16 protein-coding genes and 1 pseudogene are annotated in these 15,916 nt (G+C 59.7%); 3 read left to right on the forward strand and 14 right to left on the reverse strand.

What is annotated here, in order from left to right:
* Window positions 1-159 precede the first annotated feature (159 nt).
* A complete protein-coding gene (locus ACYZT1_RS12080; protein ID WP_462019121.1) occupies window positions 160-708 on the forward strand; it encodes a cupin domain-containing protein in 549 nt (182 codons plus the stop codon).
* A gap of 151 nt (window positions 709-859) precedes the next feature.
* Here ACYZT1_RS12080 and ACYZT1_RS12085 read toward each other — a convergent pair whose 3' ends face one another.
* The 5 genes and pseudogenes from ACYZT1_RS12085 to ACYZT1_RS12105 all read right to left on the reverse strand — a co-directional run.
* Complete coding sequence (locus ACYZT1_RS12085; protein ID WP_462019122.1) at window positions 860-1,078, reverse strand: PLD nuclease N-terminal domain-containing protein; 219 nt, start codon at window positions 1,076-1,078, stop codon at window positions 860-862.
* 117 nt (window positions 1,079-1,195) lie between these two features.
* Complete coding sequence (locus ACYZT1_RS12090; protein WP_462019123.1) at window positions 1,196-1,621, reverse strand: hypothetical protein; 426 nt, start codon at window positions 1,619-1,621, stop codon at window positions 1,196-1,198.
* A gap of 387 nt (window positions 1,622-2,008) precedes the next feature.
* The gene (locus tag ACYZT1_RS12095) at window positions 2,009-2,860 is read right to left on the reverse strand and encodes a CAP domain-containing protein (protein ID WP_462019124.1); all 852 of its coding nucleotides are present in this window, start codon (window positions 2,858-2,860) and stop codon (window positions 2,009-2,011) included.
* Between the two features lie 147 nt (window positions 2,861-3,007).
* A complete protein-coding gene (locus ACYZT1_RS12100) occupies window positions 3,008-3,706 on the reverse strand; it encodes a dienelactone hydrolase family protein (RefSeq protein WP_462019125.1) in 699 nt (232 codons plus the stop codon).
* 53 nt (window positions 3,707-3,759) lie between these two features.
* Window positions 3,760-3,945 (reverse strand): annotated as a pseudogene (locus tag ACYZT1_RS12105) (DoxX family protein); the annotation flags it as partial.
* 232 nt (window positions 3,946-4,177) lie between these two features.
* Between ACYZT1_RS12105 and ACYZT1_RS12110 the strand changes: the two are divergent.
* A complete protein-coding gene (locus ACYZT1_RS12110; protein WP_462019126.1) occupies window positions 4,178-5,680 on the forward strand; it encodes an aldehyde dehydrogenase family protein in 1,503 nt (500 codons plus the stop codon).
* 56 nt (window positions 5,681-5,736) lie between these two features.
* Here ACYZT1_RS12110 and ACYZT1_RS12115 read toward each other — a convergent pair whose 3' ends face one another.
* The gene (locus ACYZT1_RS12115) at window positions 5,737-6,039 is read right to left on the reverse strand and encodes a hypothetical protein (RefSeq protein ID WP_462019127.1); all 303 of its coding nucleotides are present in this window, start codon (window positions 6,037-6,039) and stop codon (window positions 5,737-5,739) included.
* A 131-nt stretch (window positions 6,040-6,170) separates the two neighbouring features.
* A complete protein-coding gene (locus ACYZT1_RS12120; RefSeq protein ID WP_462019235.1) occupies window positions 6,171-6,500 on the reverse strand; it encodes a hypothetical protein in 330 nt (109 codons plus the stop codon).
* A gap of 672 nt (window positions 6,501-7,172) precedes the next feature.
* On the opposite strand from ACYZT1_RS12120, the gene ACYZT1_RS12125 reads away from it, so the two are divergent.
* A complete protein-coding gene (locus tag ACYZT1_RS12125; protein WP_462019128.1) occupies window positions 7,173-8,108 on the forward strand; it encodes a LysR family transcriptional regulator in 936 nt (311 codons plus the stop codon).
* Here ACYZT1_RS12125 and ACYZT1_RS12130 read toward each other — a convergent pair.
* The 7 genes from ACYZT1_RS12130 to ACYZT1_RS12160 form a co-directional block, all read right to left on the reverse strand.
* Window positions 8,093-8,554, reverse strand: coding sequence for a GlcG/HbpS family heme-binding protein (locus ACYZT1_RS12130; protein ID WP_462019129.1), 462 nt, complete (start codon window positions 8,552-8,554; stop codon window positions 8,093-8,095). The two genes, ACYZT1_RS12125 and ACYZT1_RS12130, sit on opposite strands and share 16 nt — an antisense overlap.
* Window positions 8,551-9,900, reverse strand: coding sequence for a metal-dependent hydrolase family protein (locus ACYZT1_RS12135; RefSeq protein ID WP_462019130.1), 1,350 nt, complete (start codon window positions 9,898-9,900; stop codon window positions 8,551-8,553). The genes ACYZT1_RS12130 and ACYZT1_RS12135 overlap by 4 nt, the downstream gene beginning before the upstream one ends.
* A 189-nt stretch (window positions 9,901-10,089) precedes the next feature.
* Window positions 10,090-10,977: an EamA family transporter RarD gene (gene rarD, locus ACYZT1_RS12140; RefSeq protein WP_462019131.1), complete on the reverse strand. Its 888-nt coding sequence runs from the start codon at window positions 10,975-10,977 to the stop codon at window positions 10,090-10,092.
* A gap of 202 nt (window positions 10,978-11,179) precedes the next feature.
* Window positions 11,180-12,484, reverse strand: coding sequence for an efflux RND transporter periplasmic adaptor subunit (locus ACYZT1_RS12145; protein WP_462019132.1), 1,305 nt, complete (start codon window positions 12,482-12,484; stop codon window positions 11,180-11,182).
* Complete coding sequence (locus tag ACYZT1_RS12150) at window positions 12,474-13,955, reverse strand: TolC family protein (protein WP_462019133.1); 1,482 nt, start codon at window positions 13,953-13,955, stop codon at window positions 12,474-12,476. The genes ACYZT1_RS12145 and ACYZT1_RS12150 overlap by 11 nt, the downstream gene beginning before the upstream one ends.
* Window positions 13,948-15,156: an ABC transporter permease gene (locus ACYZT1_RS12155; protein WP_462019134.1), complete on the reverse strand. Its 1,209-nt coding sequence runs from the start codon at window positions 15,154-15,156 to the stop codon at window positions 13,948-13,950. The genes ACYZT1_RS12150 and ACYZT1_RS12155 overlap by 8 nt, the downstream gene beginning before the upstream one ends.
* Complete coding sequence (locus ACYZT1_RS12160; protein WP_462019135.1) at window positions 15,144-15,854, reverse strand: ABC transporter ATP-binding protein; 711 nt, start codon at window positions 15,852-15,854, stop codon at window positions 15,144-15,146. Before ACYZT1_RS12160 ends, ACYZT1_RS12155 begins: the two co-directional genes overlap by 13 nt.
* Between the last annotated feature and the right edge of the window lie 62 nt (window positions 15,855-15,916).

Here is a 15,916-nt window from a genome sequence, read left to right on the forward strand (position 1 = left end):
CGCGCAATCACCGTCAACCTCACGCCTACAGCAACGCCCTCAAACGTGATTTAATACCCGCCTTTCACATTTCCGGGACAGGGAAGCGGTACTTTCGCGGCCAACAGTCGCCCGCCATCTACCCCCATAACCCTTAAGTATTTTTCGCATAAGGCTGTCATGGACACGGGCTCACGACTCAAACTGGTACGCGAAAGCTACAAACTCTCCCAGCGCGAGCTGGCCCGGCGCAGTGGCGTCACCAACGCCACCATTTCCCTGATCGAACAGAACCGCGTCAGCCCCTCCGTCAGCTCCCTGAAAAAACTGCTCGAAGGCATCCCCATGTCCCTGGCGGATTTCTTCACCTTCGACCAGCCACCCCGCGAACACCAATACGTATTCCGCGCCAATGAGCAGCCCGACCTCGGCCGCCATGGCCTGCGTTTGCTGCTGATCGGCGCGTCGGTGCCGAGCCGGCAAATGCGTCTCTTGCGCGAGCAATACGCGCCTGGGGCGAGTTCGGGAGAAGCGCCGATTGTGCATTGCGAGGGGGAGGAGTGCGGGTTGGTAACGCGGGGGACGGTTGAACTGACGGTTGATGGGCAGATCAGCGTGTTGAATGCGGGGGATGGTTATTACTTCCCGACGACGCTGCCGCATCGGTTTCGCAATATTGGTCAGGATGAGGCAGAAATCATCAGCGCGAATACGCCGGCGAACTTCTGATCGGAAAACGGACGCTACCCTGTAGCAGCTACCGAAGGCTGCGTCCGTGACCGCGCTCTTATTCCGCTGAAGACAACAAAGCCCCGACTCTCATCGGGGCTTTGTATTTTGAACTGTGCTGATTCCAGAAACGGGTACCCGTGAACTCAAGTCACTGCCTGGCCTGCGGCGAATGCGGATTCGGGTTTTTGTGCTTAGGCCCGGCAAGTGCCCAGGCAATCAACCCGAACAACGGCACGAACACGATGACTACGATCCACACCAGTTTATCGCTGGATTTGCCTTCGGCTTTGCGGACTTTGTTGATAGCCCATAGCTCGACCAGTACAAGAATTGCCGCCAGCACGATCCAGATGGTTTCGATTTGCATTGGTCACCTCCTAAAGTCTTGTCATTAGGTGGTTTGGTGCCGGGAGGGTTCACTTTTAATTCGTGGTAATCGGGATTAAAAGATCGCAGCCTCGTTGCACCCGACAGCTCCTGCGGGTTATTTGGGTTTCCAGTGGCCGCCGCCTGACTCGCAGTCGATTTTCGCCTGGCTCAGGTTGTCGGCGCCGTAATAATAAGTGGTGACCTGCGCATTGTCCGGCACGTTAGGCCGCTGGCTGTTTTTGTCTTTGCTGGTGGAATGTGGATTGGCCAGTGATTCCTGGGTCAATGTGGCGACACAGGTGGCGTGGTAACGTTCTTCGCACTGGGCAACCTTCTTTTTGGTGCTGGTGATCATTTCCTTGCTTTCATTGCTGCACGACCAGTCGATGGAATTCACCGGCATGCCTTCGTACTCATAACAACTGTGGGATTCGACAACCGGTACGGATGGGCTTTGCGAGCGGGTCTGCACGTCACAGGCTTCGGCGAAGACCAAGGTGGGACTCAGGCTGGCGATCAGAAGCAGAACTCTACTGTTCATCGGGGTTTCCTCTCCAATGGCGCTTCCCTGGAGCTTAGTTCAGCGCTGATAGAGTTTCGAAACTAGGGTGAGGCGCGGGTTCAATACGTTTCTGTCAGCCACGTGCAGCTGCTGGACGCAGCCTTCGGCAGCGGCTAGAGGTTCGCGGACACTGCAGATGCCTTCGGCGAGAGCGTTTGCCTGTGAGGGGGCTCGCCTGTAGCGAGGGGCCTTGCCTGTGGTGAGAAAGCTTGCCTGCGGTGAGGGGCCTTGCCTGTGGCGAGGGGCCTTGCCTATGGTGAGGAAGCTTGCCTGTGGCGAGGGGCCTTGCCTGTGGCGAGGGGGGCTTGCCTGTGGCGAGGGGGCTTGCCCCCGTCGGGCTGCGAAGCAGCCCTCTCTTTCAGGCATTCATGGCGTACCGAACATCGCCGTCCAGTAGATCCCGGAATCACTTTTCGGGTCTACCGCATACGCCGCGCCCAGCTCCTGGAACTGCGGGTTCATCAGGTTGGCGCAATGGCCGGGGCTTGCAACCCAGCCGTCGACCACCCTGCGCACGGTGTCTTGCCCGGCGGCAATGTTCTCGCCGACCTGCTGGCCGACGTAGCCCGCCAGTTCCGCGCGGTCGCCCGGTGTTCTGCCGTCGCGGTCCTTATGATCAAAATAATTATTGTTGGCCATGGACCGGGAGTGGCTTTCGGCCGCAGCCCCCAGGACCGCGTTCCACGTCAGCGGCTTCGCGGCGGCGAAGTTTTGGCTGCCACACTGGCGTGCCCGACTGCGCGCAGTATTGAGTTCGGCCAGCAACTTCTGACCTTCCGCTTGCCAGTCGCCCAAGCGTGCGCTCAATAGCGGTCGCGCCAGCACGATTCGCCATTCCCGACCCTCGCGACTGACGCCGATGTCAACGAACTGCGGATCAAGCACCACCTGGCAAAAACTCTCACGTATCGCCGTCATCGCCGACTGCGCGTCCCGCGGCCCCGACAGGCTGATCGCCTGCACATTGACCATCGGATAACCCGCGCTGGCCATGGCCTGCTGCAGATTGCCAACACCGGTGGCCGACAGCGCCAGCCGTGGATCACCGGCCAGTGGCGGCAGCTCCGACGACACCTCGTTGCCACATCGCTGCACTTCGCTGCGGTAAACGTTGATCGAGTCGATCAGTTGTTTCTCGTCGACCGCCCATGCATTCATGGCGAACGGCAGAACAAGCGACATCGCGGCAAGACGCCGGACGATTGATGTGAAACCCATGAAAATCTCCCTTGAGCGGACGGTGCTCATGATGCGTGAAGTTGCCCCTGTTGAGGCAGACTTTTGCGCAAAATGAGCACGGCTTGCCGGCGAAAGCGACCTGGAGGACGCGTTCTCGGTCAAGCTGTGCTCCGTTCAGAAACGTACTTACAGTTCCATGCCCAGGAAGATCAGCGTGTTGCCATGGGCCTCAGCCGATGCGCGCTGGTTGTAGCTGTCGCGGTGCGAGCAGTTGAAGCCGTGTTGCGCCTGCGGATACACGACGATCTCGACGTTTTCGTTGTTTTCGAAGCGCTCGGCGATTTTCTCGACGGCTTCCAGCGGAATGTGGCTGTCTTCTTCACCGAAATGCATCAGCAACGGCACTTCAATTTGATCGGCGCGCTCCAGTTGATTCTGGATGCCGCCGCCGTAGTAGGCGATGGCCACATCCACCAGACCATTGGCGGCAGTGTGATAAGAAAGCAGGCCGCCGAAGCAGTAACCGATCGAAGCAATGCCGCCGTCGAGACCCTGTTGGGCTTTCAAGGCATTGATGGCCAGTTCGATGTCAGCCTGCGCCTTGCCGATATCGGTGGCGTTCATCAGCTCGACGGCGCGTTTCCAGCCCGGCTCGTCATAGGTCAGTTCGATGCGGTGGCCGCTGCGCCAGAACAGGTCCGGAACGATCACCAGGTAACCGTCGGCCGCGTATTGTTCGGCGACCGAGCGAATGTGTTCGTTAACGCCGAAAATCTCCTGGATCAGCACAATGCCCGGGCCCTTCCCGGTGTGCGGAATGGCCAGGTAAGCGCCAAATTTGCCGTCAGCGCTCTCGATGTCGATCCATTGGGTGGTCACGCTCATGGTGGCTCCTGTCTGCACAAGTGAGTGGAAGTGAACGCTGCCACGTTAACATTTCAGCGATTGTTGCGGTGCCAGAAGAATCGTGCCGCCAGCGCATCGAGGCTGAGCTTGCCGGCACCGCAAAAGAATAGCCTTAGCAGGGCGACGAGGTAGATCAGCGGCAATTTGAAGTTGCCGTGGCCTTTGTTGCTGATTGCGTAGCCTTGGGCAAGCTCACTCAATGTAGACCAATCGGCGGGCACAGTGGATCAGGCAGGTGTATTTGCGATGTGTCTTTATAGGGGGGCTTTTATGCGGTGGTGTATCAGGGGCGGGGCCGTATACAGGGTGATACACACACCCGGATTTCCCGCCAAACGCTGGCTCCTCAACTGTTACAGGGGCCGCGTGTTTTCCGGCTGGCGCGATGATGACGCTCCGGCAATTTTGCTATACATTTTCCGGCCGTCCCTTGCCTGGTGAAACCGCTTCATGTCTCTCGCGCTCGAACGTCTGGTTGCAGGTACCCCGATCCCTTTCGCCGGTAACCGGGTCTCAGTGGTCAGCCCCGAACTGGCCGGGCGGTTTCAGCCCGGGGACCATTTGCTGGTTGAACAGGTCCGCGGTGAATTGTTGCTGATCCCCGTGGCAGACCAGCAAGCAGCGACAGTCGCGATCCAGCGTGCCGAATTGGCATTCAAGGCGATGTCAGCCGTTTCCGATGAGGCCATCAGCGAATTTTTTGACCGGTTCGCCCTGCGCCTGGAAGACACGCAATGTTGGGCGTTGATCGCAGCTGCCAACCGTGCCGATATCGAACGGGCAAAGGCTCGGGGACGATCCACTACACGGCTGCTTGCCGATGAGCGCATGCGCCGCGACATGATTGCCGGCCTGCGGGCGTGGCGCGATGCAGCGGGGTCACGCGGCAAAGTGATCAGCAGCGTCGAACATGACGGCTGGACCGTCGAGCAAGTGGTCGCGCCGCTGGGCATCGTCGCTTTCGTGTTCGAAGGTCGGCCCAATGTTTTCGCCGACGCTGCAGGTGTCTTGCGCACCGGCAACACTGCGGTGCTGCGCATCGGCAGTGATGCGTTGGGCACCGCCCAGGCGATCGTCGCCCACGCCTTGAATCCGGCGTTGAACGACGCCGGATTACCGGCCGGGGCGGTGTCGCTGGTGGACAGCGTCAATCACGCTGCCGGCTGGGCAATGTTTGCTGACCGACGCCTGTCACTGGCGGTGGCTCGTGGTTCGGGCCGCGCCGTCAGTCAACTGGGCAGCATCGCGCAACAGGCTGGCACCGCCGTCAGCCTTCACGGCACGGGTGGCGCCTGGTTGATTGCCGACGAAGGCGCCGATGCCACGCGTTTCGCCGCCGTCGTGCGCAACTCACTGGACCGCAAGGTCTGCAACACCCTCAACGTTTGCCTGATCCATCGCAACCGCGCGGCCGACCTGGTGCCGTTGTTCCTCGCGGCGCTGAAACAGGCTGGCGTCGCACGAGGGCAGGGCTGCAAGTTGCACGTTGTGGAAGGCAGCGAAATGTACCTGCCGAGCGATTGGCAAACCGCCAGCGTCGAGGTTTATCGCGCTGAAGGCTACCGCATCGAGCCCTTGGCCGAGTCGTTGCCGGAAGGGCAGCTGGGTCGCGAGTGGGAGTGGGAAGAGACGCCGGAAGTCAGCCTGAAGATCGTTGACGACCTGGACTGCGCCATCGCCTTGTTCAATCGCTACAGCCCACAGTTCACCGTATCGCTGATCAGTGAAAGCGCTGCCGCCCAAGAGCATTTTTACACTTCGGTCAACGCGCCTTTTGTTGGCGATGGCATCACCCGCTGGGTCGACGGTCAGTACGCCCTGAACAAGCCGGAGCTGGGCCTTTCCAATTGGGAGAGCGGACGCCTGTTTGCCCGCAGTGCGATTCTTTCGGGGGACGGCGTTTTCACCATTCGCAACCGCATGCGGCAAACCGATCTGTCGGTGAGACGCTGATCAATGGTTCGACGAGCCTCAAGGGAGACATCGAAGCAAGCGGCTTTGCGGTCGCATCAGTCCTCCACGGATTCGCAGACGCCCTTGGATACTTTGCCCGTGGATGTGACTGCGACCGAGTCGTCATCGGCGACCACGATTTTAAGCGTCACATCCGTGCCCTTGGCCTCGAAACGACGATCATTGATCGCTTTGGTTTCGGCTTCCTTGCTGTTGATCAGTACGGATCCATCCTGATCGGCCTGCACCAGGAGTTTTCCCGGACACTCGACTATAAATGCCGGCACACCTGCGACAGTGTTGGCCTGAGCTGCGTTCGCGGTGACCAATAACGCCATGATTGTCAGAATGGACTTCATCACAAATCTCCAAGGGCTCATTGCACGATACGCTTAACGATAGTCGTATTTGCGCCGCGGAAGAAAAACAAAAAAAGGCCCCGCTCGATGTTTCGGGCGGGGCCTTTTCAGTTCTGGTTACATGGGAACTGTCAGTAGAATCGGTCAATCACCCGCGCTTCGTTCTGATTCTGCATCGAGGCCCAGGCCTGTTTCAGCGTTTGCAGAACATTGCCGATGAAGTCTTTATCAGCGGCGGCTTTTTTGCCGACATAACCCTGGCCGCGACGGTACATTTTCAGGCGGGCCAGCAGGTTCTGATTATTCTGATCGAACTCGGCTTCATGGGCGTGCGGCGACAGGCAGTCAATATGCACCTGGCCGGATTTGCTGATCCACAGAATATGGCTGTCATGGCTGTCTTTTTGCGCCGCGAACAGACGAGCCAGTTCATCGATAGTCGGTTGATTGTTCAGATTCATCATGTAAACCCCTTGACCATTTGGTGATCTTTCAAAGTTGATCCGCTAATACAGGTAGCCCATCGGTTAGTTGATCCCTGGCACCGAAACCAGGACGTCAGCGGTCACCGTCGAAGTGACGGGGTTACGCGTCTGTTGTATGTAGTCGTGTTGAATAACTGCTACGCAATCGCGTCACAACGAAGAGAAACGGCGAAAACCTTTGGCTGCTACCGACGCTTTCAGGGTCGGCCACAAGCATCATGAGGATTGATCGCCAGCGTTTCTCGTCCGTGTACTGGACGTTCGGGCCAGGTCAGTTTCTTCAATCTGCCTTGTGGGCAGCGTGTATCCGGGAATAACAGCTCGGCGGTCAGACGAGCTTGCTCAAACATGTTGCCTGGCTCCCGATCGGGGAGACGTCTGCATCATGCAAGGGCAGATCGGAGGCGTCAACGGTTTTGTAGTGATTATTTTCAGGCACTACATATTGTCCGACAAAGCAGTTTTGGAATTAAAAAGCACGTTTCGTCCTGCCTCGACACCTTGACGCAACGTGCTTTGGGATTGCTTCGACGCCACTAACCCGTCACATTCGTTGCAGCAGTCGCCGCTTGAGCTGTTGTGCAGAATGGCTGCGTCGTATGACACAGTTGAAGCGAAGTCCAAGGATCAATCCATAAGGGAAACAGCATGCGGTATCGACGTCTCGACTTGAACCTGTTGGTCGCCCTGGAGGCTCTGTTGAGCGAATGCAGCGTCAGCAGGGCCGCCGAGCGTTTGTGTCTGGGGCAGTCGGCGACCAGTTCGGCACTTGGACGTTTGCGTGAACACTTCAATGACCCCTTGCTGGTTCAGGTCGGGCGGCGTCTGGAGCCTACTGCCTTGGGGCTGGAGCTCTTGCCCAAGGTGCATGAAGCCCTCGCGCTGACACGGGAAATTGTCGATGCTCCGGCAAATTTCGATCCGGCCACTTGCACTCGACAGTTCACCCTGGTGGCTTCGGACTACGTGGCAGGGGTGCTTATGCCTGCGGTCAGTCGTGAATTGGCGCGCGTTGCACCCGGGGTGCGTTTGAGTCTGCGCGACCTGCCGATACCGCGTGGTGGTGATGTGGTCAGCGAAGCGCTCGATTATCGGCGCAGTGATTGTGTGATCGTGCCACAACGTCGGTTGAACCCTGCTTACCCCCATGTACCGTTGCTGAGTGACCAGTTGGTTTGCGTCGTTTGCGCCCATCAGCCGCAGTTCGCCGAGGGCTTGAGCCTGACCCGCTACTGCGCGGCCGAGCATGTGGTTCGGGAGTTCGCGGAGGGTCGAAACCTGGCGATGGATGCCATGCATCTGCATGAGTTGAGTATTGATAGACGGGTGGCGGTGGCCGTTGAAAGTTTCGCGCTGATGCCTGAGTTCATCGTCGGTACTGCGCGAATCGCCACCGTGTTTCGCCGGCAGGCAGAGCGTTTTGCCCGGCGTTATCCGCTGCGCATTCACCCCGCACCTGTGGAATTTCCGGAGGCCGTACAGGTGCTGCAGTGGCACCCGTATCAGGAACGCGATCCTGCGATGATGTGGTTCCGCGGCCTGTTGCTGGAGCAGGCCGCGATGCTTGATCACCCCGTCAGTTGATCACCGGTATCGGCCAACAGCCCGGCCTGGTCGATTGCCTGCACTGCGCAAAGCTCATCGTTGTCCGAGGTGTCGCCACTGATCCCGACGGCACCCAGAATCTTTCCCTCGGCATTACGAATCAGCACTCCGCCAGGCACCGGAATCACTTCACCGCCGGTCAGGCTGTTGATCGCATCGAAGAACACCGGCATGGCATGCGCACGCCGTGCCAGTTCACGCCCGCCAAAGCCCATCCCCAGGCAGCCGCGCGCTTTGCCGGTGGCGATTTGCGGGCGAAGGAAACTGGCTTGTTCATCGCGCAGGACCGCCAGTGGATGCCCCGCTGCATCCAGCACGACGGCGGCCAAGGGGTTAAGCCCGGTTTCTTGAGCGATTCGAATCGCGCTGCTGGCGATATGAGTGGCTGTGAACAGATCAAGTGTGTGCACGATGTCGATCCTCATACGACCCACTTGCCCAACTGGGCCACTCGGTCGCGGGTATACAGGTCAGTCCATTTCAACGAGTTGAAATCAGACACCTGCTTGGGGTTGTAGGGGCTGCGTTCCATGCGCACCGGCTGACCAGCCTTGTACACGGCCTTGAGGCGCGAGCGGTCCTGGAGGACACGAATGTCGTGCAACGGCGAGCCGTCAAGCAACAGGAAGTCCGCTTGCTTGCCGACCTCCAGGGACCCGATGGTTTCACCGCGCGGCATGCAGCGCGCGCCGACGGCGGTGGCGGCATATAACGCTTCGGCGGGCGTGAAACCCAGACGAGTGACCAGCAGTTCCAGCTCCCGGGCATGCCACTCGCCATAAGGGGTCACGGCAAAACCGCTGTCACTGCCGCAGGCAAAAGGCACGCCGGCGGCCTTGGCCCGTTTGAGCGCCACCGCACCGACCTCCAGCGTGCGGGCGCAGTAACCCGCGTAGCCGGTGCTGATGGCCGGATCGTGAGGCTGACAGAAATCCACGGTATTTTGCGGGAACGTCATGGTCGGCGCGAGGATACTGCCCGCTTCAAGCAGTGCGTCGATACAGGCGTCGTCCATGTAAAAAGCGTGGAACACCAGATCGACGCCGGCGCGTGCGGCGTACATCACCGCCTCTCGGCCATAGGCATGTGTGGCGACTTTGCAGCCCAGACGGTGAGCCTCCTGGACCATCTCGCAGGTTTCTTCGGCAGTGAACGCCGCGATGATTTCGCCGTTGGGCCGGCGGTGAGTGCCGTCCATGGCAATCTTGATCAGGTCCACGCCATCCTTCGCCTGCTTGCGGATTTCTGCCAAGGCTTCGCTGCGGCTGGTGACCAGGCGCGCGGTGAAATATTCGGGGGCACCTACGCGGCTGGGAAACCAGTCATTGAGGCTCTGCCGATTGGTGATGACACGACTGCTGGCCGCGATGCGCGGCCCTTCGAACAGGCCCGCGCCGATCGCATTGCGCACCGCGATGCTGAGCTGGCCGCTATCACCCGGGCAGACCATGCTGGTCACGCCCGCCGCCAACACATGTTGGGCGAAGAACATGCCGCGCAGTGCGCGAAATTCGTCGCTGGTCCAGATATCAATGTCTTCTTCGCTCTGCGCGTTGCCGAAGGCCAAATGGGTATGCACGTCCACCAGGCCTGGCATGACAAAGTTATCGCCGGCGTCCACAACGGCGTCGCCCGGTTGCGGCTGCGGCGCCATGGCGGTCGGGCCGACATACGAGAGCAGGCCGTTTTCCACGACCAGCGTTTGCTGTTGACGGGTCTGCAGACCCGTACCGTCGAACAGGGTTTGGCATTTCAGGTGCAGGGCATTCATGGCGTTTTCACTTTGCTGATTGTTATGCAAAGCAAAGCTAGGACGCCGCCACGGATGCCACCAGCAACTTGCATCAATGGCCGCGTATTGATGACGTCGATAGCTGCTGTCCGGGATTACTTGACCCGTTCGGCTTGCTGGCGATAGCGGCGGTGAATGTCATGCCGCCATCGCGAGCAAGCTCGGCGCCTACATGGATCTGCGGCGCTGCCGGACCAGATGCTTGAACCCCTCAAACACCAACACCACCACGGCCAGCCAGATCGGAATGTAGGTCAGCCATTCCCCCGCCCTGATGCTTTCCCCGAGCAGCAACGCAACGCCCAGCAACAGCACCGGTTCAACATAGCTCAACAGCCCGAACAGGCTGAACGGCAACAAACGGCTGGCGATGATGTAGATCACCAGCGCCGACGCACTGATCACACCGAGCACCGGAATCAGCAGCGACAACCACGGATACTGGTCGAACACAGCAAAACCTTGCTCGCCCGATTGCACGAACCAGAACGCGACGGGCAGCGTCAGCGCCATGTCCAGCCATAAGCCGCCGAGATTGTCCGTGACCAGACGCTTGCGCAGGATGAAATACGTCGGGTAGCCCACGCACACCAGCAAAGTCGCCCATGAAAAACCACCCACCTGGTAGATCTCGTTGATCACGCCGAGGCAGGCAAGCAACACTGCGATTTTTTGCAGATACGACAGACGTTCCCCATAAGCGATGCGTCCAGTCAGGACCATGGTCAGCGGCAACAGGAAATAGCCCAGCGACACATCGAGGCTGTAGCCATTGAGCGGCGCCCACATGAACAACCAGAGCTGCACGCCGAGCAGAGCAGAGGAGGCGAACAGACCGGCGATCAATGTCGGATGGGCGCTCACCTGCCTGACGATCTCGATGACCCGTTTCCATTCCCCGGACACCAGCATGAACACCGTCATGCAGGGCACCGTCAGCAGCATCCGCCAGCCGAAAATTTCTACGCCGCTCAGCGGGGTGAGCAGGGACGTGTAGTAATACATGACGGCAAACAGCACCGAGGCCGACACCGATAGAGCGATACCTTTAGACAAACTGTCCTCGCGAAGTGGAAGGTGAAACGGAGGCGCAGGATACGTGATTTTACGGTTGAATCATGACCGGATGATCACGGACAGTGTGGGCTTGGCTTGCCCGCGAAGCGGACGCTGCGGTTCACGAGCCAAACCGCATGGGTGCCATCGCGGGCAAGCCAGGCTCCCACCCAAGACAGGTTGCCTGAACACTGTAGCTGAATCACCCGTCAGTGGCGGGCTTTGATATCGAGGCGGTAGGCTGGACACGCACGAACCCTGGCGCCAACCCCGACACCTCGACGCCGCTGACCGTGGACCGTCCGGTGACGACGCTCACCTGCTGGCCCGGTTGATCGATGGCCGGGCGATACTCCACTATTTTCGTCACACCTTCGTGGCGAATCGCCTCCGGTGGGACAACGATAGCCTGTTCATTGCGATAGGTGACGATGGACAAGCGAGCGCTCATGCCCAGGCGAATACGGCGCAGTTGTTCAGGCGTCAGCCTGGGCACCGACAGCGTTACCGCGAAGGTCGCGCTTTCAGCGTCTTCCTCTGCGGATTTGGCCAGGTCACTGACGATCTCGACCGTCCCTTCCAGGCGCTCGCCGATAAAACCGTCACCTTCGATTTCGACTGTTTGCCCCGGATGCAGCTGATTGATGTCGAGCTCCGAGACCGAAGCGATGATTTTCAGCTGCTCGATATCGGCGATGGCGAATAATGCCTGGCCTTGGCTGAGCCGGGTTCCCGTCTGTACAGGCACTGACGAAACAGCGCCCGTAACTTGCGTGGCACTGACGGGCATGACCACCCCGGTGAAAGGCGCCACGATATGTCGGTCATCGAGCAGCGAGCGCAATCCCTCGTACCTGACCGTGGCATTTTTCAGCTCCATTTCGGCAATGCGCCGCTGTTCGCCTGCGCCCTGATCCAGCACAAGGTCCAACTCGCTTTGCGCTGCCTGCCTTTCCAGTTCCTGCATCTGCAACTGTTGTTTCAGGTCTTCCAGCTCGTTTCGCGCAATGATTCCGCGCGCCAGCAACAGCTCGCTGTCGCGCACCCGGCGCTGCACATTATTCAAGGTCATAGTCGCCGTTCTAACCGCGCGGCGTGCCCGCAATACCTGCGCCCCCGTTTCCCAATCGACCAGCTCCTGAACCACCCGTTGCGCCTTGAGCTGTGCGGACAGCGCGTCGCGCAATTGCGTTTCAATCGAGGTCGGGTCCATGGTCAACAGTAACTCCCCTTGTTCGACTCGCTGCCCGGGCTCGACGAGCAGCGTCTGAAGGTTACCGTCAAATGGTGCACTGATGACGACAGTCTTATGCGGGGCAATTTTGCCGACCAGGCCGATGGTGTGAACAAGGGGTTGGTGGCTGACGCTGATCCAGTCGTCCACCTCGGGCGCCGGGGCGAACATGGCGTGGGCGAACACTGCACTGCCCAGCAGCGCCGTGGTCGCCCACAGCATCACTTTGAGCCAGCGTCGGCGGATTGAAAGGGCCGCGTTGTCAGTCGTCATTAAGGGCAATTTCCCAGCTCTCCAGTGTCGTGCCGAGGGTCAGATCGAGTTGTGTCTGCGCGTTCAGGTAAGCGATCAATGCGTTCAGGCGGGCATGCTCGGCGCTGCGCAGATCGCTTTCGAAACTGATGATCTGAAAGTTGCTCGAACGCCCGGCGTTGAGCTTTTCGCGCTCGATGCCGAGTTTGCGGATGGACAGTTCGGCGGCGCGTTGGGCAATTTCGTATTGGCGCCAGCGGGTGCCGAGGTCGCGCACCGCATTGTTGACGTTGCGTTCCAGTTCCTGTCGGGCGTCCGCCAGCCGGATTTCCTCGATGTGCACGTTGATGAGCGCATGGGCTTCGCTTTGCCGGGCACTCAAATCGCCAATGGGAATGTCCACCTGGATGCCGGTGTAGCTGTCCCAATTGCGCCCGGCGCCGACGCCGCGATCAGTGCGGCCGTTGACCTGATTGGCACCGGCCACCAGTGACACATCCCATCGCGCCTGATCTTTGGCGAGGAGCAGGTTCAGGTCAGCCTGCTGGCTGCCGAGCAGCGTGGACAAGTAACGGGGCTGCTGAGCCCGCGCCAGGCTCAGGGCCTGCTGAGTGTCGACAGCGAGCCTCGTCGCCTGCAGCGTTTCATTCGCCCGGATCGGCGTGGACAAGTCCAGGGCAAGCAGGTGCAGCAGCGCGAGGCGATGGGTGTGCACCTGGTTCTGCGCTTCTTCTACCGAGAGTTCCTGCGCGGCGATTTCCGCCTCCGTCTGGACGATGTCGAACGCGGCCATGCGCCCGGCGGCAATCAGTGCCTTGTTGACTGCCAACAGCGATTCGCTGCGCTGCAGCGCCTCCTGTGCGATGACCTGTTGCGCTTGCGATCTGAGCAACTCGCGGTAAGCCGTGATGATGTCGGCGATCGCTTGAGAGACACTGACTTTCAGGTTCAGCCGATTCATCTGCTCCGACAGCTGCGCCAGTCGCAGCGGTGCCGTGGTGACATCCCGTCCCGCACCCTTCAACAGCGGCTGAACCACCGCGAGGTCGAGCCCGTCGCTGCGCAGACGGCCGGCGCGTTCGGCCTCATTCATCTGGCGAGTCCAGCCTGCGCTCAGGCGTGTGCCGTACTCGCCCAGCAGACTGACCCCTGGAGACAGCGAGGTCTTTTGGCCGCGGTCATCAGTGCCTTGATGGCGTTCATAATTGCCTTTGAGAAACAGCTGGGGCTTGAACGCGTCCTGCGCCACGCGCAGGTCGAATTTCTGAGCGATACGTCGCAGGTAGTCGCTGCGAATGCCCCTATGGTTACGCAGCCCCAGGTAGACGGCGTCGCTCAGGGACAGTTGGGTCGATTGCAGGCTCGTCGGCGCGCTGCGCAAAGAGTCGCCGGCGTAAGTGGGCGCCGACACTTCGCTGATATCGATCGACGCTTGCGCGCTGCCGGGGGCCAGGCAGAGCAGGGCGAAGACAAATGCGCGCCGGTCAATCATCGCGCAACGCCTCCACCGGTTGCAGGCGGGACGCCAGAACCGCGGGATACAGGCCACAGAATACGCCGACCCCCAGTGTGCTGATGATGCCCAGCGGCAGGGCGGCCGGTGCGAGAAAAAACGTCCACCCGGAAAAGCGCGCATAGATGAAAGCAAAGGTGATGCCCAGGACGCCACCGCCGAGGGCGCCGAGGGCGCTCAACGTGAATGCTTCCAGCAGGAACAGGTTGCGGATGTCCCTGCGACGTGCGCCGAGGGCCATGCGAATGCCAATCTCCCGTCGACGCTCCGAGACATTCATGAGCATGACATTCATGACGCCACCGCCGCCGCCCACCAGGGAAATCCCGCCCAAGGCCGCGAGCAGATAGCTGAAGGTGCGATGTTGTCGTGAGACCCCGTCGATCAACTGTTGCGGCACAAACACATTGACGTTGCTTGTGGGCATCAACACTTTTAGAGCGCCGGTCAGGTTGCGGGCCACTTCGCTCATGGGCTGATTCGCAGCTGTTCGAATCATGATGCTATCGATGCTCGCCGAACCGTCGATGCGGCGCATCCCTTGCAACGGGAAGAATAAGGAGTCATTGGCTCTGATCTGAATCAGCATCGAGGCGGGTCGTTCGCGCAGGACACCAATGACGGTATACAGATAGTCGCCAATTCGCAGGCGGTCACCCACGCGCAAAGCACCCCCCGTCGTTTCCAGTGTTTTAGCGAGCGAGTGGCCGACGACCACATGGGTTTCAGACTGATCGAATTCGGACAAAAAACGCCCGGCGCGCAACGTCAAACCCATGACGCCCGCCAGGTCAGGGGTGGCACCTATCAGATCGGCGGCTACTGAATGCCCGTTGAACACGACTGAGCCTCCCCGTTGCAGGGTCGGCGCAACCAATAGAAGGTTAGGCATTGTTTGTTGAAGTTTCACGGTATCCAGTGTCAGGGGCGCTACAGCCGTGACACGGGGTTTGTCGTGGAGACGGGCAACCATCATGTCGACACCCATGTCCTGGAAAATTTTTGCAGCATCCTGTGTGGCGTTGCTGCCGATGTTGATCATCGCGATGACCGAAGAACTGCCAATGGCGATGCCCACCAGTGCGATCACCGATCGCTTGCCCAATGTGCGCAGGCTGGCAATCACTTCGTGCATCAGCTCAAGCGGCAGCGGCCAGGCACCCGGTGTCAAGCGGAGCATGGGCACAGCTCGCGTACGACGCCGTTATCCACCTGAATCTGCCGATTCAACAACGTGGCGATGCCTGGGTCATGGGTGACGACAATCAGCGTCACGTGGTACTCGCGGTTAAGCGATAGCAGAAGTGCCATGATGTCTTTCGCCGTTTCACCGTCGAGATTGCCGGTGGGTTCGTCAGCCAGAATCAGACGCGGCTTGCCCACCAGGGCGCGGGCGATTGCGACGCGCTGTCGTTGCCCTCCAGACAAGTCGGCGGGGCGATGGTGGGCACGGGGTGCCAACCCGACCTGCTCAAGCATGCGCATGGCCTGATGCCGTGCATCAGCCCGGCCGACACCGCGATAACCGAGGGGCAAGGCAACATTCTCCAACGCGGTGAGGCGCGGCATGAGGTTGAAACTCTGGAATACGAAACCGATAAGTTGATTGCGAATGGAGGCCAATTGATCCGGTGCAGCGGTCGTGGTCTCGTGCCCGCCGAGGCGGTACTGGCCAGTGTCGGCTGAGTCCAGCAGACCGAGCAGGTTGAGCAAAGTGCTTTTACCTGAGCCGGAAGGCCCGAGGATGGCTACACTTTCCCCGGAGTTTATTGTCAGTGAAACATCTCTTAATATGTGAAGCTGATTCGCACCCATATGAAAATGTTTGTTGATTTCGGATAGAAAGACGAAGTCGTGTTGACAGGAAGTGCCAGTCATCTAAGCGCTCATGGGTCTCTGAAATATCGGCGTTTATGCCCATGAATGCCCATGCTGAACTC

The sequence above is a fragment of the Pseudomonas sp. PB3P13 genome (assembly GCF_054897735.1).

Excerpts from the sequence above, each read along its gene's own strand:
- ACYZT1_RS12080 (WP_462019121.1), top strand. The coding sequence starts at position 160 with ATGGACACGGGCTCACGACTCAAACTGGTACGCGAAAGCTACAAACTC.
- ACYZT1_RS12085 (WP_462019122.1), bottom strand. The coding sequence starts at position 1,078 with ATGCAAATCGAAACCATCTGGATCGTGCTGGCGGCAATTCTTGTACTG.
- ACYZT1_RS12090 (WP_462019123.1), bottom strand. The coding sequence starts at position 1,621 with ATGAACAGTAGAGTTCTGCTTCTGATCGCCAGCCTGAGTCCCACCTTG.
- ACYZT1_RS12095 (WP_462019124.1), bottom strand. The coding sequence starts at position 2,860 with ATGGGTTTCACATCAATCGTCCGGCGTCTTGCCGCGATGTCGCTTGTT.
- ACYZT1_RS12100 (WP_462019125.1), bottom strand. The coding sequence starts at position 3,706 with ATGAGCGTGACCACCCAATGGATCGACATCGAGAGCGCTGACGGCAAA.
- ACYZT1_RS12110 (WP_462019126.1), top strand. The coding sequence starts at position 4,178 with ATGTCTCTCGCGCTCGAACGTCTGGTTGCAGGTACCCCGATCCCTTTC.
- ACYZT1_RS12115 (WP_462019127.1), bottom strand. The coding sequence starts at position 6,039 with ATGAAGTCCATTCTGACAATCATGGCGTTATTGGTCACCGCGAACGCA.
- ACYZT1_RS12120 (WP_462019235.1), bottom strand. The coding sequence starts at position 6,500 with ATGAATCTGAACAATCAACCGACTATCGATGAACTGGCTCGTCTGTTC.
- ACYZT1_RS12125 (WP_462019128.1), top strand. The coding sequence starts at position 7,173 with ATGCGGTATCGACGTCTCGACTTGAACCTGTTGGTCGCCCTGGAGGCT.
- ACYZT1_RS12130 (WP_462019129.1), bottom strand. The coding sequence starts at position 8,554 with ATGAGGATCGACATCGTGCACACACTTGATCTGTTCACAGCCACTCAT.
- ACYZT1_RS12135 (WP_462019130.1), bottom strand. The coding sequence starts at position 9,900 with ATGAATGCCCTGCACCTGAAATGCCAAACCCTGTTCGACGGTACGGGT.
- ACYZT1_RS12145 (WP_462019132.1), bottom strand. The coding sequence starts at position 12,484 with ATGACGACTGACAACGCGGCCCTTTCAATCCGCCGACGCTGGCTCAAA.
- ACYZT1_RS12150 (WP_462019133.1), bottom strand. The coding sequence starts at position 13,955 with ATGATTGACCGGCGCGCATTTGTCTTCGCCCTGCTCTGCCTGGCCCCC.
- ACYZT1_RS12155 (WP_462019134.1), bottom strand. The coding sequence starts at position 15,156 with ATGCTCCGCTTGACACCGGGTGCCTGGCCGCTGCCGCTTGAGCTGATG.
- ACYZT1_RS12160 (WP_462019135.1), bottom strand. The coding sequence starts at position 15,854 with ATGACTGGCACTTCCTGTCAACACGACTTCGTCTTTCTATCCGAAATC.